General features: G+C 59.5%; 22 protein-coding genes. 8 read left to right on the top strand and 14 right to left on the bottom strand.

The features are described from left to right. Nucleotides 1–28: 28 nt before the first annotated feature. Nucleotides 29–688, top strand: a complete 660-nt coding sequence (locus QF010_RS09940) for a methyltransferase family protein (protein ID WP_033060232.1) — start codon at nt 29–31, stop codon at nt 686–688. Here QF010_RS09940 and QF010_RS09935 read toward each other — a convergent pair. From QF010_RS09935 to QF010_RS09910, 6 genes are all read right to left on the bottom strand, one after another. Next, a complete protein-coding gene (locus tag QF010_RS09935) occupies nt 682–1359 on the bottom strand; it encodes an HAD-IA family hydrolase (RefSeq protein ID WP_429533034.1) in 678 nt (225 codons plus the stop codon). The two genes, QF010_RS09940 and QF010_RS09935, sit on opposite strands and share 7 nt — an antisense overlap. A gap of 112 nt (nt 1360–1471) precedes the next feature. Beyond that, entirely contained in the window at nt 1472–1684 is a 213-nt protein-coding gene (locus QF010_RS09930; RefSeq protein WP_008156959.1) for a DUF1059 domain-containing protein, read from the bottom strand. Between the two features lie 159 nt (nt 1685–1843). Further along, nucleotides 1844–2251: a response regulator gene (locus QF010_RS09925; RefSeq protein WP_033060229.1), complete on the bottom strand. Its 408-nt coding sequence runs from the start codon at nt 2249–2251 to the stop codon at nt 1844–1846. A 180-nt stretch (nt 2252–2431) separates the two neighbouring features. Next, nucleotides 2432–2728 carry a pentapeptide MXKDX repeat protein gene (locus QF010_RS09920; RefSeq protein WP_429533033.1) on the bottom strand — a complete coding sequence of 99 codons (297 nt, stop codon included), beginning with the start codon at nt 2726–2728 and terminating at the stop codon, nt 2432–2434. 71 nt (nt 2729–2799) lie between these two features. After that, complete coding sequence (locus QF010_RS09915) at nt 2800–3585, bottom strand: molybdopterin-dependent oxidoreductase (RefSeq protein ID WP_429533032.1); 786 nt, start codon at nt 3583–3585, stop codon at nt 2800–2802. Continuing rightward, a complete protein-coding gene (locus QF010_RS09910) occupies nt 3582–4202 on the bottom strand; it encodes a cytochrome b/b6 domain-containing protein (protein WP_429533031.1) in 621 nt (206 codons plus the stop codon). The genes QF010_RS09915 and QF010_RS09910 overlap by 4 nt, the downstream gene beginning before the upstream one ends. A gap of 166 nt (nt 4203–4368) precedes the next feature. Between QF010_RS09910 and QF010_RS09905 the strand changes: the two genes are divergently transcribed. Further along, complete coding sequence (locus QF010_RS09905; protein WP_033060221.1) at nt 4369–5310, top strand: class I SAM-dependent methyltransferase; 942 nt, start codon at nt 4369–4371, stop codon at nt 5308–5310. On the opposite strand, the gene QF010_RS09900 is transcribed toward QF010_RS09905, so the two are convergent. Next, a complete protein-coding gene (locus tag QF010_RS09900; protein WP_429510407.1) occupies nt 5294–6070 on the bottom strand; it encodes a helix-turn-helix transcriptional regulator in 777 nt (258 codons plus the stop codon). The two genes, QF010_RS09905 and QF010_RS09900, sit on opposite strands and share 17 nt — an antisense overlap. Before the next feature lie 111 nt (nt 6071–6181). Between QF010_RS09900 and QF010_RS09895 the strand changes: the two genes are divergently transcribed. Next, complete coding sequence (locus QF010_RS09895) at nt 6182–7285, top strand: polyamine ABC transporter substrate-binding protein (protein ID WP_429533030.1); 1104 nt, start codon at nt 6182–6184, stop codon at nt 7283–7285. Nucleotides 7286–7338: 53 nt separating this feature from the next. After that, on the top strand, nt 7339–8460 hold the full coding sequence (locus QF010_RS09890; protein ID WP_033060217.1) for a DmpA family aminopeptidase: 1122 nt from the start codon (nt 7339–7341) through the stop codon (nt 8458–8460). Here QF010_RS09890 and QF010_RS09885 read toward each other — a convergent pair. Continuing rightward, nucleotides 8417–9067, bottom strand: a complete 651-nt coding sequence (locus QF010_RS09885; protein ID WP_429533029.1) for an NAD(P)H-dependent oxidoreductase — start codon at nt 9065–9067, stop codon at nt 8417–8419. The two genes, QF010_RS09890 and QF010_RS09885, sit on opposite strands and share 44 nt — an antisense overlap. 86 nt (nt 9068–9153) lie before the next feature. Here QF010_RS09885 and QF010_RS09880 point away from each other — a divergent pair, with 86 nt between their 5' ends. Beyond that, nucleotides 9154–9834, top strand: coding sequence for a TetR/AcrR family transcriptional regulator (locus QF010_RS09880; protein ID WP_429533028.1), 681 nt, complete (start codon nt 9154–9156; stop codon nt 9832–9834). A 220-nt stretch (nt 9835–10054) separates the two neighbouring features. On the opposite strand, the gene QF010_RS09875 is transcribed toward QF010_RS09880, so the two are convergent. Continuing rightward, nucleotides 10055–10678, bottom strand: a complete 624-nt coding sequence (locus tag QF010_RS09875; RefSeq protein WP_429533027.1) for a TetR/AcrR family transcriptional regulator — start codon at nt 10676–10678, stop codon at nt 10055–10057. A gap of 164 nt (nt 10679–10842) precedes the next feature. Between QF010_RS09875 and QF010_RS09870 the strand changes: the two genes are divergently transcribed. Beyond that, complete coding sequence (locus QF010_RS09870; RefSeq protein ID WP_033060210.1) at nt 10843–11283, top strand: hotdog fold domain-containing protein; 441 nt, start codon at nt 10843–10845, stop codon at nt 11281–11283. Nucleotides 11284–11352: 69 nt separating this feature from the next. Here QF010_RS09870 and QF010_RS09865 read toward each other — a convergent pair whose 3' ends face one another. Next, nucleotides 11353–12045, bottom strand: a complete 693-nt coding sequence (locus QF010_RS09865; RefSeq protein ID WP_429533026.1) for a GNAT family N-acetyltransferase — start codon at nt 12043–12045, stop codon at nt 11353–11355. A 279-nt stretch (nt 12046–12324) separates the two neighbouring features. Here QF010_RS09865 and QF010_RS09860 point away from each other — a divergent pair, with 279 nt between their 5' ends. Continuing rightward, nucleotides 12325–15453: an Ig-like domain-containing protein gene (locus QF010_RS09860; RefSeq protein ID WP_429533025.1), complete on the top strand. Its 3129-nt coding sequence runs from the start codon at nt 12325–12327 to the stop codon at nt 15451–15453. A gap of 11 nt (nt 15454–15464) precedes the next feature. On the opposite strand, the gene QF010_RS09855 is transcribed toward QF010_RS09860, so the two are convergent. Then, entirely contained in the window at nt 15465–16034 is a 570-nt protein-coding gene (locus QF010_RS09855; RefSeq protein WP_429533024.1) for a YceI family protein, read from the bottom strand. A gap of 205 nt (nt 16035–16239) precedes the next feature. Here QF010_RS09855 and QF010_RS09850 point away from each other — a divergent pair, with 205 nt between their 5' ends. Continuing rightward, nucleotides 16240–16995, top strand: coding sequence for an SDR family oxidoreductase (locus tag QF010_RS09850; RefSeq protein ID WP_429533023.1), 756 nt, complete (start codon nt 16240–16242; stop codon nt 16993–16995). 63 nt (nt 16996–17058) lie between these two features. Here the strand turns inward: QF010_RS09850 and QF010_RS09845 are convergent, their stop codons facing one another. From QF010_RS09845 to QF010_RS09835, 3 genes are all read right to left on the bottom strand, one after another. Continuing rightward, nucleotides 17059–19464, bottom strand: coding sequence for an efflux RND transporter permease subunit (locus QF010_RS09845; protein WP_429533022.1), 2406 nt, complete (start codon nt 19462–19464; stop codon nt 17059–17061). After that, nucleotides 19461–20561 carry a WD40/YVTN/BNR-like repeat-containing protein gene (locus QF010_RS09840; protein WP_429533021.1) on the bottom strand — a complete coding sequence of 367 codons (1101 nt, stop codon included), beginning with the start codon at nt 20559–20561 and terminating at the stop codon, nt 19461–19463. Before QF010_RS09840 ends, QF010_RS09845 begins: the two co-directional genes overlap by 4 nt. 88 nt (nt 20562–20649) lie before the next feature. Beyond that, on the bottom strand, nt 20650–22002 hold the full coding sequence (locus QF010_RS09835) for a DUF1329 domain-containing protein (RefSeq protein ID WP_429533020.1): 1353 nt from the start codon (nt 22000–22002) through the stop codon (nt 20650–20652). Between the last annotated feature and the right edge of the window lie 22 nt (nt 22003–22024).

Genomic DNA, 22024 nt, shown 5'->3' with positions numbered 1-22024 from the left:
TAAACTGAAAAGATCAGACGAGGTGCTTATGAAAATCTCGGCCAAACTGGCGTTTTTCGCCGTTGTTTCCACCCTCGCCTACCTTGGGCTCGCAGTGTGGGGGCTCGGCGGGTTCTCGGCGTTTTTCTCTCATGCACCGCTGGTGGTCATCGTGTTTGCCACTTTGGTGATGGCCATCGCGTCCTTGTTCACTGAGGTCAACCTGAGTTCCGGCGAACGTGAAGACCGGGCCAATCGCTGGGTGCTGCCGGCGTTCGGGGTGATCGGATTATTGAGCGGGTACCTGCCGGCCTATACCGACCGGATCGATTTCTGGACCTTGGGTGGCGAAGGTGTTCGCTGGTTAGGGGCTTTGCTGTTCATCATCGGCGGCACGCTGCGGCTGTGGCCGGTGTTTGTGCTGGGCAAGCGTTTCAGTGGACTGGTGGCAATTCAGCCGGGGCACACGCTGGTCACCGACGGGATTTATCGCACCTTGCGCAACCCCAGTTACCTGGGGCTGATGATCACTGCGGTGGGCTGGGCACTGGCCTTTCGCTCCGGCGTTGGCCTGTTGCTGGCCGCGGTAACGCTGATCCCGCTGATCGCCCGCATTCACGCCGAAGAAGCGCTGTTAAGGACGCAGTTCGGCAGCGAATACGAGGCTTACTGCGCCCGCAGTTGGCGGTTGATTCCCGGGGTTTACTGAAGGTCCCGCGGCTCAAGGCGCAGCAGACCACCTGCCTCCACGCGGCTGCCGACCGACTCATAGCTGGCGAGTGTGGCATGCGGAGTCTGGAGCGGATGGTCGTGGGTCGCGGTCACCACGATCAGGTCCGCGCCCGCGGCCTCGGCGGCGAGAATGCCCACGGTGGCGTCTTCGAAAATCAGGCAATCGGCCGGTTCAACGCCCAAGCGCTTGGCCGCCAGTCGATAACCCGCGGGATCGGGTTTGCCGGCGCTGACGTCTTCGGCAGTGACCATCACCAAAGGCTGCGGAATACCCGCCGCCGCCATCCGCCGCAACGCCAATGCCTTCGGCGCAGAAGTGACGATTGCCCATTGATTGGCGGGCAGCGATTTCAGGAAATTCGCCGCGCCGGGCACCTCGATGATCCCCTCGACATCCTCGATTTCTGCCTCGGTAATGAACGCCGCTTCAGCCTCGGCATCCACACCGGGCAACGCCAGGCGATTGATGGTGTCGATGGCGCGAACGCCATGGATGGTGGGCAGGAAGGTGTCGACATCGACGCCATGGCGCAAGGCCCAGGCCGCCCAGATCCGCTCGGCAGCGGCGATGGAATTGAGGACGGTGCCGTCCATATCAAATAGAAAAGCGCGGTACGGGGTGTTGAAAACGGATTCTTGAGCAGACAAGGGGGAGCTTCCTCTCGCAAGTGCCAGGCGGGTTCGCCGAACAATGTAGCATTTGCGAGGAGCTGCCGAACGCGGCCCAAGTCTTCGGCAACTCCTGCAGAGGATTTCCTGACTAAGCGGGACGCGGTGCTTCAACAGGCGGGGTGCCGTCGTGAAACATCGTCTTCAGTTGAGCACGCAGTTCCGGCGAGTCGGTGTGCTTGTGAACACTGACCGCATGCTGTGCGGCGGCTTCGAGCAGTTCGTTTTCAGAGTCTGCGGACAGTGCGACCGAGCATTTGGCATCGCTTGGAAACTCGCGGCAGTCGATGTATTTACGCGCCATGATCTTCTCCTCCCTACGACGAAGGCAGGCCGTGGCCTGCGTGAACGATCACTCGACGCGCCACCCCATCCATCAAACCCGATTGCAAGTCGCACCGAGTGTGCCGACTCTTGAAGTATAGGCCCGCCACAAGGCGCATCGTGTCAGGTTGTAGTGGTTCTACAGGGTTTGTTTCGACTTCAAGGCACCTTCGACACAGTCCAGCAACTGCCCAAGCGCCCACGGTTTCTTGATGAACGACACCGAATGCCTGACCCCGGCGCTTTCCGGTGTTTCGAAACCGGACATGATCATGATCGGTTTGTCGGGCCAACGGTCGCCAAACTGATTGGCCAGGTCCGCACCATTGAGAGTGCCCGGCATGGTGATGTCCGTGAGCAATAGACGGACGCCGTCCGAGTGTTGCTCCAGATACGCTGACGCGGCATCCGCACTGACATGCGCTTCAACCACAAAGCCTTCCTCCTGGAGAATTTCGCAGAGAAATTCCAGAATCAGCGGGTCGTCCTCAACCACAAGAATCAACCCGCTTGGGAGATGATCGCCCGCCGTCGATACTGGTCTCATGACTGTGCCACTCCCTGATTACCTAAATGATTTCGCGCGCTTAAATCCGCTACCTACAGGTATGAGCAGCGGACTTCGCGGAAATTCATTTTTGATGCAATCGGGCGATGAATCAGGCGCCATACAGCGCTGTATGGGCGCCTGAAAACCAGGATCTGGCCTCGAAAAAGGGTGTCGGGATCAGTACGACGGAGCTTCTTTTTTCATGGTGTCCTTGGACATCGCATCCTTCTTCATTCCGTCCTTGCTCATGGCGTCCTTGGACATCGTGTCTTTCTTCATCGTGTCCTTGCTCATGGAATCCTTGGACATGGCGTCCTTCTTCATCGTGTCTTTGTGCATGGCGTCTTTAGACATTGAATCCTTGCTCATGCTGTCGTTGCTCATGCCGTTATTGGTTGCTGGATCGGCGGCAAACACGCTGGCGACGCCAAACGCCAGGCACATGGACAGTACGGTGGTCGCTAACTTTTTCATGATGAAACTCCTTGAAGCACAGGTTGCGAATGAGCGCAGCGGGTGCCGCGCCGTGAAGTGGCCAGGCGCCATCAGCTGCCACCAAACCAGTTGTAACCCTGGTCTTCCCAGTAGCCACCCGGATAGGTGTTGGTGACGAAAATCGCCTGAATGTGTTTGGGATTCTTGTAGCCCAGCTTGGTGGGCATACGCAGCTTCATCGGGAAGCCGTACTGGCGAGGCAGCACCGCGCCGTCATAGGTCAGCGTCAACAATGTTTGCGAATGCAGTGCGGTGGCCATGTCGATGCTGGTGTAGTAGTCGTCCGCGCATTTGAAGCCGACAAATTTGGCATCCGTGTCGGCACCAACCCGCTTCAGGAAGTCGCTGAACCGCACGCCGCCCCAGCGACCGATCGCGCTCCAGCCTTCGACGCAAATGTGTCGGGTAATCTGTTCGGTCTGCGCCATGGCCCGCAGCTCTTCGAGCCGCCAGCTGCGCTTGTCCGCGACCAGCCCGGTCACTTCCAGTCGATAACTCTCTTCCTCCACTGTCGGCGCCTCGTCGATGCCGTAGAAGGCATTGAACGGAAACGGCCGGGTGATCATCGACTCGGGATAGGTCGGTGCCAGGTTATTGGGGTTGAACAACCAGCCCTGCACCCGATCGTTGAACCGGGACATCGAGAACAACGCGGTTTCGACGCTTTCGTTGTCGGTGATGTTGCAGCCGGACAACATGGCCACACCGCCGAGGGTCAGGCTGCGCATCAGGAACGTGCGTCGTGAGCGGTCCTCGATCTGTGGTGCAAGGATCTTTCTGGCCTCTGTCAGGATGGACGATTCGTCCAACCCTGAGCCTTGAATACGCTTTTTCATACGACCTCCTTGCGACCGACAATCATGGCCCACAACGTTTTGGGAACCAGCGCGACCATCACCAGATGAACCGCGACAAAGGCCACCAACAGCGACATCGCGATGAAATGCACGTGCCGCGCGCCTTCGTAACCACCCAGCAGTTCACGTAACAGCGGAAACTGGACGGACTTCCACAAGACCAGCCCGGAGATCACCAGCAGCGTGATGTCGACCATCACGAACAGGTACGCCAGCCGTTGCACCTGGTTGTAATGACTCAGGTCGGCATGCCCCAATTTCCCTCTCAACGCCGCCCACAGGTCATGCAGGACACCTTTAGGCGAAACCGGGAAAAAGCGCCGTTTCAGACGTCCACTGACGAGGTTGAAGATCAGGTAGACAAGACCGTTCACGACCAGAAACCACATCGCCGCGAAATGCCATTGCAATGCGCCGCCGAGCCAGCCACCCAACGTGATTTCCTTGGGAAAACTGAAGTCATACAGCGGAGACGCGTTATAGATTCGCCAACCGCTGGTGACCATGACCAACACCGCCAAGGCGTTCAGCCAATGGGTCAGCCGTAACCAGCGGGGATGAGTGCTGACTTTGGGTGAAGCAGCTAACTGCGACATGTTCGGCTCCCGGTGGTTGATCGTTGGAGCCGATTATGCGAGCCGACAGATCGCCAAATCCTCACGTAAAGTTAAATAAAACGTGATAACTCTCTGCGCCCTGCAGCGGTCCTTGCAGCGCAATTGTGGTTAAAATGCCGCCCCTCCAAATTGCCGACGTTGCCCGATGAACTCAGACGCCCTCTCCACCCTCCACGACCATTTACTGACGGCCCTGGCAACTGCCCCCGCAGAAACCCGCCGACTGTTCCACGGCCGTGGCCGGTGCTGGCCGGGTCTGGAGCAATTGACGGTCGACTGGTTGCAGGGCGTGGTGCTGGTGTCGCTGTTCAAGGAACCCGACGCGTCGCAGCTGGAAGCGTTGAAACACAAGCTGATGGACGTCACGCAATCGCCTGCGTGGACGCAATCCGGCGCGCACACGCTCCTGCTGCAACATCGCTACCTGCTGCAAAGCACCACCGAGTGGCTGTTGGGGGACGCGATCGACGAGATGACGATCACCGAGGGCGGCCTGCATTACCGGGTGGACCTGGGCCGCAAGCAGAACACCGGCCTGTTCCTCGACATGCGTTACGGCCGCGACTGGGTGCGGGCCAATGCCCAGGGCAAGCGCGTGCTGAACCTGTTCGCCTACACCTGCGGATTCTCGGTGGCGGCCATCGAAGGGGGGGCGACGCACGTGGTCAATCTGGACATGTCCAGCCCGGCCCTGAGCCGTGGTCGCGACAATCACCGGCTCAACGGCCACGACCTGAGCAAGGTGACGTTCCTCGGTCACGACCTGTTCAAATCCTGGGGCAAGGTGATCGGCAAGGGCCCTTACGACCTGGTGATCATCGACCCACCGTCCTTTCAGAAAGGCAGTTTTCTGCTGACCAAGGACTACCAGCGCGTGCTGCGCCGACTGCCGGAATTGCTCAGCCCTCAGGGCACGGTACTGGCGTGCATGAACGATCCGGCGTTCGGTGCGGACTTCCTCATCGACGGCGTCACCCGCGAAGCACCGAGCCTGCGTTTCGAGCAACGGCTGGACAATCCGCCGGAGTTTCCGGACGCCGATATTGAATGCGGGTTGAAGGCGCTGGTGTTCAGGCTGGAGGATTGAGCACCAACGCAAACAGCTCACCATGCCCATTCACATTGAGCTTGTGATAGAGATTGCGCCGGTGAACCTTCACCGTCTCCGGGGAAATGCCCATCTGCTGGGCGATGGCCTTGCTTGAGAAGCCCTGCAGAATCAGGCGCGCCGTTTCGATTTCCCGTACCGACAGGCGCGCGTCGAAACGATCCAGCAGGGTCGCCAGATCCCCGGCCACCGCCTCGGTTGCCGGTCCTTCCGGCGGCATCAATTGCAGGTGACGGCGCATCGCCGCCAGCACCCAATCGCGCACGCACAGCAGGCGCCCCTGTTCCTCCAGCGTGAATCGCGTCGAGCGTCCCAACGACAAACCGAGCACGGCGCCATCGATGTTGACCATGAACTGCAACTCGTCACCGCCCACCACGGTGCGGAAGTAGCTCAGGTAATACTCGCTCTGCTGAAACTGGTCGGGGGCCACCGATTCGAGGCTGTGCAAACCGTCGGCAATGCCGGCACATGCAGCCTGATAAAACGGATCGAGCAGGTACATGCCGGCCCTGTAGTCCGCCAGTTCTTCTTGCTCGGTAGCACCGCCCTTTGAGTCGAAGTCGATCAGCAGGCGCGGCACCCGCCCGGCTCGCATAACCGCGACCAACGCGTTGTCCATCGGCACCAGCAGCCGCAGCGTGTCGACCAGCGCACGCCAGAACCCGTCCTGCCCCACGGCAGCAAATACTCGCGCCAGCCCCTGGTGCACCGGTAACTCTTTCAACAACGCGTCCACACCCTACCCCTTTCGAGTAACCCATGATGGGAATGGGTGAGTCCACTCCCTGCCGATACGCTGCAAGCACCTGATCATCACCGGCCTGCAGCAGGCCAGGAGTGCCGCATCATGAGTCGTCACCGCTCGCATATCAATCTCGGACTGGCCGCCTGTTTGTCGGTCTCGCTATCGGCGGTTGCCGCCGACGGCCCGACGGTCCACGTCTACAACTGGTATGACTACATTGGTCCCACGACCCTGCAGGATTTCAAGCGTGACACCGGGATCGTGCCGGTCTACGACACCTTCGACAGCGCCGAAGTACTGGAAGGCAAATTGCTCACCAGCCGCAGCGGATACGACGTGGTGGTGGCCAGCAACTTCAGCTTGCCGACCCTGATCAAGGCCGGTGCACTTGCACCTCTGCCCCACGCGCAGATGCCTGACTTCAAAAACATGGATGCCGATCTGTTGGCGAAACTGGCCAACAACGACCCGGGCAACCAGTACGCCGTGCCGTATCTGTGGGGCACCAACGGCATCGGCTACAACATCGACAAGGTCCGCGCTGCACTGGGCGACAAGGCGCCGGTGGACTCCTGGGACCTGGTGTTCAACGAAGAAAACCTGGCCAAACTCGGCCAGTGCGGCGTGGCCATGCTCGACTCGCCAGCCGAGATGTTGCCGGTCGCCCTGCATTATCTCGGTCTACCACCTAACAGCACCAACCCCGAAGACTACAAAAAGGCCGAAGCACTGCTGCTCAAGCTGCGGCCGCATATTGCCTACTTCAACTCGTCCAAATTCATCAGCGACCTCGCCAACGGCAACATCTGCGTGGCGGTGGGTTGGTCCGGCGCGATGCTGGAAGCCAAGACCAATGCCGAGCAGGCGAACAATGGCGTGAAGATCGCCTACAGCTTGCCGAAGGAAGGCGCTCCGGTGTGGTTCGACACCCTGGTGTTGCTCAAGGATGCGCCGCATCCGGAACAGGGTTTGGCCTTCATCGATTACCTGATGCGCCCCGACGTCATCGCGCCGGTCAGTGATCACCTCTCCTACCCCAACGGCAACCGCAGCGCGACGCCACTGGTGGCCGAAGCGACCCGCAACAACCCGGCCGTGTATCCGTCCGCCGAAGCCATGGCCACGTTATTCACCCTCCAGCCCTTGCCGCCCGCCACTGAGCGCGTGCGGACGCGGATCTGGAGCAAAGTCAAAAACGGTCAATAACCCATTGCGTCAGCCAATCACTTTTTTTGAATACATTGAAGATGAGAGAAACGATGAAACCACGTGCCCGCGACCTGAACATCCAGTTCGGCCAACTGCAACCCGGCCCGCTCAACGCGATCACCGATGTGCCCGGCGTACGGGTCGGTCACAGCAATGTGCGAGGACGCACCGCCAACGGCCGCGACATCCTGACCGGCGTCACTGTGATCGAGCCGCGTGCCGGCTCCACCAGCCTGCAACCGTGCTTTGCCGGCGTCCATGTGCTCAACGGCAACGGCGACGCGACCGGTCTTGAATGGATTCGCGAAGCCGGACTGTTGACCAGCCCGATCGCCTTCACCAACACCCACAGCCTGGGTGTGGTGCGCGATGCGCTGGTGACACTGGATCGCCAAAACCAGCCCGATGACGGGCGACTCTACTGGAACATGCCGGTGGTGCTGGAGACCTTCGACGGTCTGCTCAACGACATCAACGGTTTCCACGTGAAGGTCGAACATGTGGCCGAAGCCCTGCGCACGGCGGTGGGTGGTCCGGTGATCGAAGGCGCCGTCGGCGGCGGCAGCGGCATGATCTGCCACGAATTCAAGGGTGGGATCGGCACCGCTTCGCGACGTCTGAGCAGTGCTGAGGGTGGCTGGACCGTCGGCGCTATCGTCCAGGCCAACCATGGCATCCGCAACGAACTGCGTGTCGATGGTTATCCGGTCGGGCGCTACATGGAACAGGCCGATTCACCGTTCCTCAAAGCGTCGTTGCCGCATCCGGGTATGGGCTCGATTGTCGTCTGCCTGGCCACCGATGCACCGTTGCTGCCACACCAGTGCACGCGCCTCGCGCAGCGCGCCAGTCTCGGTCTTGCCCGCACCGGTGGAGGCAATGAAGACCACAGCGGTGACATCTTCATCGCCTTCGCCACTGGCAACCAGCACGTGCCGCCGGCCGCTTACGAGAGCAAACGTGCGCCGACCACCGACAACCTGAGCATGGTCAACAACGACCACATCAGCGAGTTGTTCCTGGCCGCCACCGAAGCCGTAGAAGAAGCGATCATCAATGCCTTGCTGGCCTCCGACACTGCCGAAGGCAATGGCCATGCGGTGCCGGGACTGGATGCCGGGACGCTGCTTAGCGCCTTGCGTCGGGCGGGCTGGCCGGGTGAACAGGTCTAACAGGGTTGAGGCGTCTGGATGCCGCAAAGAGCTCGCGACCGAGGCTTTTCGCGGCGTCCAGGTGCACCGCCGGATCCTGAATTTCCGATTCAAGCAGTAGCTCGGACGTCACCACCTGAGCACCGCAATAATCAAAAATCCCATGGTCGATCTGCGTCTTCATGGCCTCGGCATAACCGTGCCGGGCATAGGTTCTCGCATCGGCACCGCCCACACCAATCAAGTGAACCCGCAGATGGCCAAGCTTCTTCTCCAGCTTGGCATCCGCAGTGAAATCGAACGCCCAGCCGTTGGTGAACACCCGATCAATCCAGCCCTTGAGCAGCGCCGGCATTGACCACCAATAGACCGGATAAACCAGCACCACCGCATCGGCGCGATCTACCCGCGCTTGCTCGGCAATAACATCAGAAGGGGGCGGCGCTTCTCGGTGATGCACCGCCAGATCAGCGACGCTGAACCTCGGATCGAACCCTTCGGCCGAGAGGTCGGCGATTTCAAAGGTATGCCCCGGATCGTCCAGGGCGATGCCCTGAGCGACTTGCTTAGCCAGGCTGTGGGTGAGCGAACGAGGATCGTGATGAGCCACAACGATAAGCGCGTGCATGCTGGAAACTCCTGATTGAGAGCACAAGGCGGACCTTATATACTCTTGGTAAGTTACGATCAGTAAGTTACTTTTGGTACATAGTCATGTCAACCACCGAAACAGACGCGCAAGATTCCACGCCGCAACCGCGACGACGAATGTCCCGGGAGGACCGCCAACGCCAGTTGCTGGACGTCGCCTGGCAACTCGTTCGGGAAGAAGGCACCGACGCGCTGACATTGGGGCGACTTGCCGAGCTGGCCGGGATCACCAAACCGGTGGTTTACGATCACTTCACGACGCGACCCGGGTTACTGGCGGCGCTCTATCAGGACTTTGACGCCCGACAGACAGCGCTGATGGATGCCGCACTACAGAGCAGCGAACCGACTTTACCCGGCACCGCCAGGGTGATCGCTTCGTCGTACGTCGACTGCGTACTGCTTCAGGGCAACGAGATCCCCGGCGTCATCGCGGCACTGGCCAGCTCCCCGGAACTGGAGAAGATCAAGCGTGAATACGAAGCGATTTTTCTCAATAAGTGCCGAACCGTCCTCGCTCCTTTCGCTGGCGCGGGTGAGATCAAGGCAGCGGGATTGCGGGCGATGCTCGGTGCGGCGGAAGCCTTGTCTCACGCCGCCGCGAATGGAGAAATCAGCGCCTTGCAGGCACAGGACGAGCTGTACGAAACCATCATCGCTATGGTCGAAAGAAGTGCCCGTGGCGATGTTGGAAAAATCGCGGAAACTGACACCAGACAGTTGGATTCGACTAGCGGTACTTGAGTGCCAAACCCCAACTTTCTACGATAATTCTACGCAACCGCTTGTTTGCTCAAGCCGCTGCGTAAGTGGTGAGTGAACTGAACCCCAACAAGCTCACCACTTGTTTCATGCGCATCTTGAGCCTCGAGGGCTCTTCTTCCTCCCCATCAAAGAGCTTTGAGGCTCTTTTTTATCTGCACGAATTCCAGACACAAAAAAGCCCGGCATTTGGCCGGGCTTTTTACATTTGTTCGACGCAGATCGATCTCCACGCCGCCTGGGCAAGCATATCCCTGTAGGTCTTCGGACGGCCCTTCACCCGGCCCGACAACCATGTCCGGCAATAGCTTTCCGCCTGGCCAATGATCAGCGACAGCATCAATTCGGACGGAAAACCTTTTAACTCATCGCCTCGCGCCGAAGCCGACAGCCACTCCAACAGTTGCTTGTTGCGAGCCTTGTTACGGGTAGCCAGTTCTTCCTTGAACGGCCCTTTAGTGACGGAAAATCGCGCGTGGTACTGGAAGCGCGCCCATTCGGGCTGGTTGTCGACCCAATCCACATAGCTGTGCACCAGCGCGTACACCCCCTCTTGCGTCGTGCCCGCGTCGCTCAGGTAGCTGTCGCGCAACCTGGCCTGATCATCCAAAGCGGTGAAAAACAGCGCGGCCACCAAACCTTCCTTGTTCCCGAAATGGTGATAAATCGCACCCACGCTGGTATCGCATTCGGCGCGGATCATCTCAATGGTCGTGGCTTCGATCCCCTGCTCGTTAAACAGCGTGAGGGCCTTTCTAAAGATGTCGCGTTTGAGTTCAGCGCGTCTTCCGGGGTAGCAGCGCTCGAGTAAATCTGACGTTTCCATGCTCAACACAGACCCAAAAAATCAATGGTGAAGGCAGGTAACTGCCATCGGACAAGTGGCGCTAGGTTGACAGATTTCTCGTCGACAGAATACTGTTCCGCAACAGAACATTATTCTGTTACGGAACATCATTCTGTATATCAACCCATCAGCGAGGCGTCAAAATGAGTCAGTTTCTCAGCATGTTCACCAGCGCAGGCCCGCAAGCGTTCAGCAAAATGGCCTGCCAGGTGGCGCCCTACTTCAGCACCATCAACCCGCTGGTCACGGCGTTGCGCAAAGACTTCGCGACGGTGCAGGTGCCGTTCGCCAAGGAGATCACCAACCACCTGGGTACGGTTCACGCGATTGCGATGTGTAATGCCGCCGAACTGGCAGCCGGGATGATGACCGATGTGTCGATTCCCGAAGGCGCACGCTGGATTCCCAAAGGCATGACGGTCGAGTACCTGGCGAAGGCAAAAACCGATGTGACGGCGGTGGCCGATGGAGGTGGCGTCGACTGGACGACTGAAGGCGACAAGATCGTGCCGGTTGACATTCAAGACGCCGAGGGCAAGAAAGTGTTCACGGCGCGGATCACCATGAACGTGAAGCTGACTTAAACGCTGACGGGGCCTAATGTGGGAGCGAGCTTGCTCCCACAGTTGATCGAGTTGTCTGGGCGAGCGCGGTTAGCGTGAATCTTCGCCCAGTCGTTCGCGCACAAACTCACTGGCCCTGCGCGTCATCTGGTCCAGATGTCGGTCACGCTGTTTTTCTGCATCTTGCATGGCCCGCTTGCCGTGTTTTTGCAGCAGGTACGTATGAATCTGTCGCACCTCGAGCGAGCTGTAGATCGACGCCACGTCCAGCACGGCCATCAAGCCATCGGTGCCGTGGTCGCGGGTGTTCATCAGCACTTGAGTCGCGCGCACGCCCACGACCTGAAACCCCATGGCCTCAAAATACGGAACCTTGGCCACCGCGCACGTCAGCTCGGCATGCGGGTAGCGGCCGACCATCTCCCGCAGCATCTTTCGGGCGATACCTTGGCGTCGATGGCTGGCACTCACCGCCATATACGCAACACCGCATGCATCCGGATCGTCCTTGACCGGCAGGTACAGCAAGAAGCCGACGACCTTCTCCGGGTCGTCTTCGTCGGTCGCGACGAGCAACTCCACGGCAATCCCTTTCTCCCCGTTCAATGCCTCCAGGTAGAGGTGAACCTCGTAGCCGATCGCGTACTGGTACACGTTGTACAACAGGTTGCTCGGCGCGATAGCGACCATGCTGATGTCGGTCAGGTAATCGACCACCATTTGCAGGATCTGGCTATTGATGTGCTCGGGGCACGGGGTTTTGAAATGGGTGATCTGGGGCATTCGTGGCTCTGATTCTGGGGCGGACGTGAAGAATGTGTTCGCGGGCGTGCCTATCATAACGTGCTGGCGCGGCTTTACCCGCAAACCGGGTGAAGTTGATCGTTCCCCAACAGTGAGGAATATCCCCCATATGTAAGCACTGCTTTCACCCGTCGACGGCATAGACTCCATTCAACTTACTGATTATGAGTAGTTTTCCCCTCACACCAGGGTATGGCGCAGCTTTTGCTTCGGCCCTTGCAGCGCAGCTGCCATTTGGGCAGACGCGAGGGGAAAACCATGAAAATCGCAGCTCCGGAGCACAGTTTACTGGTCTTCTTTCTAGGGCCGGGTGCCTTCTCCATGCTGCTGATCACCTTCAGCCTGACCACAGCCAGTGCTGCACCGCTCGATGATTTCGGGCCGCCGCCACCGACGGATCCCTCGGCCTTCACCAATCAGCCCGCCGATCCCCAGGCGGCGCTGGAGGCATTGAAAACCTTGCCGCCGGCCAATCAAGGGGCATTGGCCCTGCCCAACGGCGTATTCGGTGACAGAAACACGCCACGGGCCGACAACGTGCTGCCGCCGAACTTGCAGACGTCGTTCAACTTCCCCACTAATGGCAAACCCAGCCCCTTGTTTGGGGCCGCACCGTTTACCCAGCAACTGTTGCTGTTCGAAGAGCTCGGTTCGGAAAAACTCGACCCGACCACCCCGCCACCGCTCCTGACATTCCCGGTGCCCACCACCGGCCCGGCGCCCCAGCAGGACCCCAACAACGTCGCCCGCAGCGGCCCGTCGAGTGCCGCGATTGAAGCGTTCATGCGCCAGCCGGGGTTGTTTCCGTTCCCGTCGCAGTTTTCCAATGTGCTGGACCGCAACCCGTGGAAGGCGCAGATCGAAGCCTTCCTCAATCGCCACCCAGTGGGTTCGCCCGCCGAAGGTCGGCCGCCGGGAAAAGGCTGGTCGCATCAGCGCTGGAACGAGTTTTTTCCTCAGGTCCAGTTCAAGACCGTGCAAATGGGTGCACGGACCAACCAGGGCCTGCGTGACAGAAAGCAACTGCACAACTACGCCAACGGCGAATTCGCCCCCGGCGGGCTCTACTACCAAACCTCGGACATCCCGGAAACCGCAGGCACCACGCGGGGCATCGACGTGCGTTTCCATTCCCGGATGCCGGTGCAGAATCACAACTCGCTGTGGACCTTCGACGGCACTTTGCCGCCCAAATTGCTGATAGTCCGCAACGGCCAAGCGTTGCTGATGCGTCACTACAACGCCCTGCCGATCGACCCGGCGGCCAATGCCGGTTTCGGTCTGCACACCCTCAGCACCCACGAACACAACGGTCACTCCCCCGCCGAAAGCGACGGCTTTGCCAACGCGTTCTTTTTTCCGGGGCAGTACTACGATTATCGCTGGCCGCTGCAACTGGCCGGTTACGACAGCATCAACACCACGGCGCAGGATCCGCGCGCAGCGTTCCCCTGTTCAGTGGGCGAAACGCTGTATGTCAACGACGCCAACCCGGGCCTGAAGACGTGTGCAAACGGCAGCATCAAGATCCGTGGCGACTGGCGCGAAACCATGAGCACGCACTGGTTCCACGACCACATGCTCGATTTCACCGCGCAGAACGTCTACAAGGGCAACGCGACAATGATGAATTACTACAGCGCCCTGGACCGCGGTAATGAATCGGTGAATGACGGCGTCAACCTGCGACTGCCCAGTGGCTCGGCATTGCCGTGGGGCAACCGCGACTATGACGTCAACCTGGTGGTCGCCGACAAGGCCTGGGATCAGGCCGGTCAGTTGTGGTTCAACCCGTTCAACACCGACGGCTTTCTAGGGGATCAGATGCTGGTCAACTGGCAGTACCAACCCCGTTTGAAAGTCCGCGCGCGCAGCTATCGTTTCCGCATCCTCAACGGCTCGGTGTCGCGGTTCTTCAAGTTTGCCGTGGTGCGTGAAATCAGCGGCAATGGCGGCGAATTCCCAGGGCCAGCAGGATCGGGGGTGTCCTTCAACCGAGTGCCGTTCCACCTGATTGCCAACGACGGCAACCTCATGGAATACGCCGTGCCCTTTGACGGCAGCATGGACCTGGATGGCGACGGTGACCGGCAAGACCACAATGCAATCCTGTCGACGCTAGGCGTCGCCGAGCGCTACGACATCATCATCAACTTTGCGAAAAACGGCATCAAAACCGGCGACAAAATCTACTTCGTCAACCTGATGGAACACCGTACGGGCAAAGGTCCGGAGAAGGAAGAACTGGCGCTGGCGGACGTGTTGTCCGAAAAATACAAAGCCGTAATCAAACAAACCAGCAAAGGGCCGCAATGGGACAAGGGCGATCCCGTGGTCGGCAGGTTTCTGCAACTGCTGGTGCAGCCCTACACCGGCCAGGATCAGAGCATGGACCCGGTGGCCTATGAGCCAGCCAAACCGGGCAAACCCGCTGGCAAAAAAATGGTCCCGCTGCCCATCGACCGCGACAACCCGAGCGACCAGGCCAAGCTGAAAGCGGCACGGCATCGCGAGTTCATTTTCGGTCGCTCCGATGGCACAGACGAAGCCCCCTGGACCATCAAAACCGACGGTGGTCCCGGTTTCAGGATGGACCCTCGCCGGATCAGTGCCGCGCCGCAATTGGCCACCGGTCCGACAGATGCCGGGTTCTCCGGGGACGGCACGCTCGAAGTCTGGAAAATCGTCAACGGCGGCAACGGCTGGAACCACCCGGTGCACGTGCATTTCGAAGAAGGGGTCATCCTCAGCCGCGACGGCAAGGCGCCGCCGGAATGGGAGAAATGGGCGCGCAAGGACGTCTTTCGCATCGGCGAAGGTATCGACAGTTCGGTGGATGTCGACGTGGCGCTGCGCTTCCGCGAGTTCGCCGGTACCTACATGGAGCACTGCCACAACACCCAGCACGAGGACACCTCGATGTTGCTGCGCTGGGATGTCGAGCATCCGGGGCAGTTCCAGTTGATGCCAACGCCCCTGCCTGGCTGGGACGGTGTCACCTACGTGAACTCCGTGGCGCTGCCGACTTTCCGCACCGGCAATGTCGACGGCGATCAGGAAGGCAAAAACAAGAAACCCGTGGCCAACCCTGACAACGCCACCAGCAACAAAGGCCTGGCGCTGACCATCAACGTGTTGGCCAACGACACCGATCCCGACGGCAACCTGCCGCTCAAGGTGGTGGGTCTGAGCCAACTGGACCCCGGCAAAGGCACGGTCAGCACCGACGGGATTCGTGTGATCTACACGCCACCGGCCACCGTCGCTGCGCCGTTCACGGCAACCTTCACCTACAGGGCCAGCGACAAACTGGGCGCGGTCTCGGAAAAACCAGCGACGGTGTCCGTGGGAGTCAGCGCGGTGACGGTGCCAATAGCGGCGCACTAAAGGGAGATCGGTTACTGCTGCGGTGCAACCATCCGGAACCTGATGTTGATGTCGTCAGAGACAGCAGTGTCGGCCCATTCGCCTTCACCGATTTTGAAGTCGCTGCGTTTAAGCGTTAGCCGGCCATCGAAAATCCCGATGGCGTTTTCGACCTTCAGGAGCACCGGCACCTCCACGACACGCGTGATCCCCCTGAGCGTGAGTTTGCCGGTGATCGAGTAACGGTTGTTGCCCAGTACCTTCACACCGGTCGACTCAAACGTCGCCACTGGGTACGTTGCCGTGTCGAACCAGGCCGGTTTTTTTAGTTCAGTGTTGGCGTCGCTGCTTCCGGCATCGATGCTGTCGAGCTGGATGGTGAGCGTGGCCCGGCCTTTCGATGGTTTTGCCGTATCGAAATCAAGCGAGGCCTCGAACTTGCCGAACGTGCCGTACACCCGCGAAGAGAACTGTTTATACGTGAAAGAGATCGTGCTGGCGGTTTCATTGACCTGCGTGTATTCGACCGCCTGGACGCAAGGCAACGCGCCGAATGCGAGGGCGGCCACCAGCACGGCGCAGGTCGGGAATCGGTGTTTCATGGGATTCTCCGGTTGGGCTCCCGTCATGAGCTGAGGCGCCGCACACGTGAGCCAGCGATAGGTGGACTAAAGCAAATAAACGCCGTTAATGCCACCTGCCGCTCAGACTTCCGACCACCTGTCGGCCCACGCCAATGGCCGCCCGATACGCCCGTTACCAGGGTGTTTAATGACTGTCCCAACACACCGCATCGGGAGACCGGCCATGAAATTCGTCATCATTGGAGGAAGCGGACTGATCGGCAGCAAAGTCTGCAAGAACCTCCAGGATCTGGGGCATGAAGTCATCTCAGCGTCACCGAGTACCGGCATCAACGTCATCACCGGCGCGGGCCTGGCGGACGCGCTCAAGGGCGCCGACGTGGTGGTCGACGTGGCCAACTCCCCCTCGTTCGAGGATCACGCGGCGTTGCATTTCTTTGAGACCGCCGGGCATAACCTGTTCGCTGCCGAGAAGGTAGCCGGCACCAAACACCATGTTGCCCTGTCAGTCGTCGGCACCGAACGTATGCTCGAGAGTGGATATTTCCGGGCCAAAATGGCCCAGGAAAAACTCATCAAGGCATCGGGCATTCCCTACACCATCCTGCGCGCCACGCAGTTCTTCGAGTTCATTGGTGCCATTGCTTACTCGGGTCGCGAGGACGGCAACACCATCCATTTAACGTCCGCCGCGTTGCAACCGGTGGCCTCGCTCGATGTCGCGGCCGCACTGACGGCTATCGCTCAAAAAGCGCCGATCAATCAGACCGTGGAAGTGGCCGGGCCGGATCGCCGACCCATTGTCGAATTCGTAAGTGAGTACCTGAAACACACCAAGGACCCGCGCGAGGCTGTTTCGGATGACACGGTTCCTTACTTCGGCGCCCCGATCAATGACAAGTCCCTCACGCCAGGCGATAACCCCATTGTCGGAGCAACCCGGTTTGAAGATTGGCTAGAGATCGCGCATCCCTCTTGAGTCGCCAGTGGCGATGATGATCAGCGGGTTCAGCGAAACTGAACCCGCTCTCGCGGTCAGGTATCAGCCCTTCACAGGCAACGGTTGGTTCTTGGGCTTGAGCAGAAAATGCGCCAGTGCCGGAACCAGTACCAACGCGCCCACCATGTTCCAGATGAACATGAACCCCAGCAGAATGCCCATGTCGGCTTGAAACTTGATTGGCGACAGCACCCAGGTGAGCACCGCAACGCCCAGCGTAATCCCGGTCATCACCACCACCTTGCCCGTGGAAAGCAGGGCCAGGTAGTACGCATCGGACAGGGTTGAGCCATTGCGCAGATTGGTGAGTGTCACGCTGAGGATATACAGCGCGTAATCCACACCGATCCCCACGCCCAATGCGATGACGGGGAGCGTCGCCACCTTGACGCCGATGTTCAGACCGACCATCAAGGCCTCACACAAAATCGACGTCAGCATCAGCGGCAGCACCGTACACACCACCGCCCGCCAGGATCTGAAGGTGATAAAGCACAAGGCGATGACGGCCGCGTACACCATGAACAGCATCTGCACGTTCGAACGCTTCACCACGATATTGGTGGCCGCTTCGATCCCGGCATTGCCCGCCGCATTGAGAAACTGGAGCTGGTCGGTGTTATGGGTCGCCGCGAACTGTTCGACGGTCTGCACCACACTGGTGAGCGTGTCGGCCTTGTGGTCCTTGAGGTAGACGTACACCGTCAGCAGGTCGCAGTTCTGATTGAACAGTTCTCGCGGCGCGCGGGTGATGATCGCGTTCAGTAGCCCCTGGTTACGGGGTATCTCATACCACGTCATGCTGCCTTCGTTCATGCCCGCTGCGGCCTGCTTGCTCAGCGCCGCCAACGACGTGGTGGACACCACGCCCGGCAGTTGTTGCAGCTGCGCCTCCAGCGCATCGACCGACACCAATGTCTGATAGTTGGCGCAGAAGTACTGCGGTGTTTTCACCATCACCACGTACTTGTCACTGCTGGCGGAAAAGTTGCTGACCATGAAGCGGTTGTCACTGTTGTAGCGCGACTCCGGACGCAGTTCCGGCGCCCCGGGATTCAGGTCTCCGATCTTCACGTGCAGGCTGACGGCAAAACCGGCCACCCCAAGGATCACGGCGATGAGGATGGCACCGCTCGCCCATTTGCGCTCGGTGAATCGATCCAGAAAAGCCCAGAACGGGTGCCGGGCGTGAAGCGCGTCCAGCTGCGAGAACTTGTCGTTAGCCGCTTCACGCTGAGCCGCCGCTTTGCTGACACCGGTGTACGACAACAGAATCGGCAACAGGATCAGGTTGGTGAAAATCAACGTCAGCACGCCGATTGTCGCGGCGACGGCCAGATCCTGAATCACCGGAATCTTGATGATCATCAACACCGCGAAACCCACGGCGTCTGCCACCAACGCCATCAGCCCGGTCAAAAACAGCCGGCGAAAAGTGAAGCGTGCCGCCACCAGCTTGTCGGCTCCGCGCCCGATGTCCTGCATGATCCCGTTCATCTTCTGCGCGCCGTGACTCAATCCGATGGCAAACACCAGGAACGGAACGAGGATCGAATACGGATCTAGGTCAAACCCCAGGGTGGGCAGCAACCCCAGCAACCAGACCACGGCGATGATCGAACACAGCAGCACCAACAGCGTGCTGCGAATGCAGCGGGTGTACCAGAACAACACGATGCCGCAAATCACCAGCGTCGCGGCGAAGAACAGCTGCATCTGCCGCATGCCGTCAATCAGATCGCCCACCACCTTGGCGAATCCGGTGATGTGGATTTTGATGTTGTCGGTTTCGTACTTGGCCCGAATTTGTTCGAGCTGGCTTGAGAGCACGTTGTAGTCCAGCGGTTTGCCATCGTCCGAGGTGATGTCCTGAAGCGGTAAAAGCACGATGCTGGACTTGAAGTTAGAGGCCACGAGTCGGCCGACTTCGCCCGACCGTTCGACGTTTTGTCGAACCTGCTCCAGGCTGCCGACAGAGCCATCGTAGTTGTCCGGGATGACCGGGCCGCCGTCGAAACCCTCTTCCGTCACACCGATCCAGCGGGTCGCCGGGGTCCACAGGGACTTCATGTACGACCGGTCGACACCCGGGAGCAAAAAGACTTCGTCGTTGATTTTCTTGACCGTCTCAAGGTAGGCGGCATCAAAAATGCTGCCCTGCCTGGCCTCGATCGCAATCCGCAAGGTATTGCCGCCCTCCCCCAACTGGCCACGATTCTTCAGGTAGTTCTGCACATAAGGGTGATCCGTCGGGATCATTTTTTCGAAGGCGGCATTGAGCTTCAAACTCAGCGCCTGGTAGCCGAACACCAGGCTGAGCAAGACGCAGATGCCCAAAATGATGCGGCGGTGATTGAACAAAAGCCGTTCAACCAGGGTACCGGAAGAAGGATCGAAGGTGTCCGTTTGAGGGACGGTGTGCTCGGCAGTACGCGTAAAGCTGTTCATTGATCGTGCTCCGACGATTCCACGGTAACCACGGACGACAGCATGCCGCGTGCACTGCTGATGATCAGGTCACCGTTCGCGGCTTGCGCCATGCCCGTGAAGTAACCGGGTTGAGTCACTTGAAGGAGAGAGGCTTTGATATCGCCGTCCGCGAAACGCAGCACTCGGCCTGATTCATCGGTGAGCAATACCGAGCCATCGTCAAGGCGCAGGCCGCTGGTCAAGGTGACGGGTTGCAAGGTGTCGAGACGTTGCCAGGTATCGCCGCGATCTTTGGACTCGAAGGCTTTGCCACGCAGCCCGAACGCCAGAATCGAGCCGCTGCTGGTCGCCTGGAGGCCGAAGGTCGTGCCCTCATAGGGTGACGTCAGCGACTCGAAGGTCTGGCCCTCGTCACCTGAGCGCAACAACGTGCCCTGTTCGCCGGCGATGTAGAGGTCCGCGCCTACACGCTCGATGCTGTAGAGGTGCAATCCGTTCGGGTTATCAATTCGGGAACGGATCGATTGCCAGCTGAGCCCGCCATCATGGGTGACAAACGCCAAACCATAAGCGCCCACCACCAACCCGTTCTTGGCATCCAGGAAGAGCAGATCGAGCAGGGGTTTGTCGGGGCCATCGTCCACCAGTTGCTGTGCTTGAGCGATTTTTTCCGCATCGTCGACGCGTTTCGCTTCTTGCAGTTCGATCTCGGCTGCCTGGACGCCATCAAGCTGTTTGTTCCAGCTCAGCCCGCCATCCTGGCTGTGCAAGACGACCCCGGCATGCCCGACCGCCCAGCCTTCGCGGTCATCGATGAAGCGAACCTTGACCAGCGTCATGCTGACCGGGGAACTGACTTGCTTCCAGGTACCGCCATTGTCATCAGAAACAATGATGAACCCTCGTTCGCCAACGGCCACGAGGCGTTGCCCTGCCCTCGCCACACTCAGCATGACCGATTGGGCCGCCATGGCGCTGGTGATCGATGGCTGCGCCGGCAGTCCATCGGTTTGTGCCGCCGTAGCCGAACCGGTGAGCGCCGTGATGATCGACACGCTCAGCAGGAACGCCTTGAACGGATGCGGATGTAAAAGCCTGGGAGTTTGAATACGCATTTTCGAGCCTCGATGATGCGGTTCTGTGGACGCCGCGTCAGTGGCACGGCGTCCATGGAACACAAGTGTGAACACGCTGTTGCGAGGCTCAGCGCACCGACCCGGACGCTACCGAGTTACCGGTAAAGAAGTTCTCGGGCTTGCGCGGGATAACGCTGTAGGTTTCGCCGTTCAGGCTTTGCACGACGCTGTACGTCTTGGCTTGCAGGTTGTAGATCACCACCGGTTTCACCACCACCGCCGGGATGGAAGGCACAACGAATGGAAGCACTTGGGACACACGCCACAGCTTGCCCTCGGCGTCATAGCCATCGACCAGCGAGACCGTCCAGCTGTCTTCATCGATGAAGAATTTGCGCTTGGGTACGGCGTGGCGTTTACCCGCCGCGACCGTGGCTTCCAGCTCCCAGACACGATGCAGTTCCCAGCGAACCTTGTCCGAGTTGAGGTGGTTAGCCGTAAAGGCATCGTCGCGTTTTTCGGCGTTGAACTTGTTGTCGTTGTACGGGATGTACAGCTCTTTTTTGCCGACCAGTTTCCAGTCATAACGATCCGGGTGACCGATAAAACCATGTACTTCATCGAAGTAGTTGGCACCTGAAGCCACGAAGTCCGGTGTGTCATAACCCACGGTAGGCGCGCGGCGCACGCGGCGTTGGCCGACCAGGTATTGCCAGGCTTCCCGCGGTTCCTGGGCGTTGATGCTGTCGTGCGTCACCAGCGATTCGCCGGCCTTGAACGGGGGTTCGTTGGTCAAGAAACGCAGCAGCGCATACTGCCCCGACCACTTATCCACGCCGCCATCCTTGAAGTAATACGGGTACTGCCAGTTCTCGACGCCACGACTGGCCAGTGTTCGGGTTCCGTCAGCATTGCCGATGATGTTGGCGTAGCCCATCTGAATGGATTCGGCCTCGACGCGCAGCAGGAAATTCCAGATCACCTCGTTGCCGGTTTTAGGGATCGGGAACGGAATGCCGCCGTAACAGCCCTCCACCGACAATCCATTGCTGGTGGTCTTGCACTGGGTCGCGTTGGTAAAGGTGTTTTGATAAACGCTGTCGGGGGCCGCAGCGGTTCGATGAGTCGGGTACACATCGAGATGGAAGGTGTCGGGGTATTTGGCCAGCAAGGCTTTCGTCCCTTCGTTCAACTTGTCCGCGTACTGCGCAGCGTTCTTCGCAGTGATCTGCAACAGCGGCTTCTCACCGGGGAACGGATCGGCAGGCATGTCGCCGGATTTTGCCCCGGCCACTTCCTTGGTCAACCCGCCGGTCCAGGCCGGAATGGAGCCGTCGGCATTGCCGGCCTTTTCGGCGCCCATGGGGGTCAAGGTGGTTTTGAGCTTCGCCGCCTCGTCAGGGCTCACCGCTGCGAATGCAGTGCTGGCGTAGATTGAGATCGACAGGGTGGAAAGCAACAGCAGTTTAATTTTTGTCATTATCAGGGCCCGCCTGTTCTTT

The sequence above is a fragment of the Pseudomonas silensiensis genome (genome assembly GCF_050434865.1).
GTDB lineage: Bacteria > Pseudomonadota > Gammaproteobacteria > Pseudomonadales > Pseudomonadaceae > Aquipseudomonas > Aquipseudomonas fluorescens_W.
This window is presented reverse-complemented; position numbering and strand designations above follow the sequence as displayed.

Excerpts from the sequence above, each read along its gene's own strand:
- QF010_RS09940 (WP_033060232.1), top strand. The coding sequence starts at position 29 with ATGAAAATCTCGGCCAAACTGGCGTTTTTCGCCGTTGTTTCCACCCTC.
- QF010_RS09930 (WP_008156959.1), bottom strand. The coding sequence starts at position 1,684 with ATGGCGCGTAAATACATCGACTGCCGCGAGTTTCCAAGCGATGCCAAA.
- QF010_RS09925 (WP_033060229.1), bottom strand. The coding sequence starts at position 2,251 with ATGAGACCAGTATCGACGGCGGGCGATCATCTCCCAAGCGGGTTGATT.
- QF010_RS09920 (WP_429533033.1), bottom strand. The coding sequence starts at position 2,728 with ATGAAAAAGTTAGCGACCACCGTACTGTCCATGTGCCTGGCGTTTGGC.
- QF010_RS09915 (WP_429533032.1), bottom strand. The coding sequence starts at position 3,585 with ATGAAAAAGCGTATTCAAGGCTCAGGGTTGGACGAATCGTCCATCCTG.
- QF010_RS09910 (WP_429533031.1), bottom strand. The coding sequence starts at position 4,202 with ATGTCGCAGTTAGCTGCTTCACCCAAAGTCAGCACTCATCCCCGCTGG.
- QF010_RS09905 (WP_033060221.1), top strand. The coding sequence starts at position 4,369 with ATGAACTCAGACGCCCTCTCCACCCTCCACGACCATTTACTGACGGCC.
- QF010_RS09895 (WP_429533030.1), top strand. The coding sequence starts at position 6,182 with ATGAGTCGTCACCGCTCGCATATCAATCTCGGACTGGCCGCCTGTTTG.
- QF010_RS09890 (WP_033060217.1), top strand. The coding sequence starts at position 7,339 with ATGAAACCACGTGCCCGCGACCTGAACATCCAGTTCGGCCAACTGCAA.
- QF010_RS09885 (WP_429533029.1), bottom strand. The coding sequence starts at position 9,067 with ATGCACGCGCTTATCGTTGTGGCTCATCACGATCCTCGTTCGCTCACC.
- QF010_RS09880 (WP_429533028.1), top strand. The coding sequence starts at position 9,154 with ATGTCAACCACCGAAACAGACGCGCAAGATTCCACGCCGCAACCGCGA.
- QF010_RS09875 (WP_429533027.1), bottom strand. The coding sequence starts at position 10,678 with ATGGAAACGTCAGATTTACTCGAGCGCTGCTACCCCGGAAGACGCGCT.
- QF010_RS09870 (WP_033060210.1), top strand. The coding sequence starts at position 10,843 with ATGAGTCAGTTTCTCAGCATGTTCACCAGCGCAGGCCCGCAAGCGTTC.
- QF010_RS09865 (WP_429533026.1), bottom strand. The coding sequence starts at position 12,045 with ATGCCCCAGATCACCCATTTCAAAACCCCGTGCCCCGAGCACATCAAT.
- QF010_RS09860 (WP_429533025.1), top strand. The coding sequence starts at position 12,325 with ATGAAAATCGCAGCTCCGGAGCACAGTTTACTGGTCTTCTTTCTAGGG.
- QF010_RS09855 (WP_429533024.1), bottom strand. The coding sequence starts at position 16,034 with ATGAAACACCGATTCCCGACCTGCGCCGTGCTGGTGGCCGCCCTCGCA.
- QF010_RS09850 (WP_429533023.1), top strand. The coding sequence starts at position 16,240 with ATGAAATTCGTCATCATTGGAGGAAGCGGACTGATCGGCAGCAAAGTC.
- QF010_RS09845 (WP_429533022.1), bottom strand. The coding sequence starts at position 19,464 with ATGAACAGCTTTACGCGTACTGCCGAGCACACCGTCCCTCAAACGGAC.
- QF010_RS09840 (WP_429533021.1), bottom strand. The coding sequence starts at position 20,561 with ATGCGTATTCAAACTCCCAGGCTTTTACATCCGCATCCGTTCAAGGCG.
- QF010_RS09835 (WP_429533020.1), bottom strand. The coding sequence starts at position 22,002 with ATGACAAAAATTAAACTGCTGTTGCTTTCCACCCTGTCGATCTCAATC.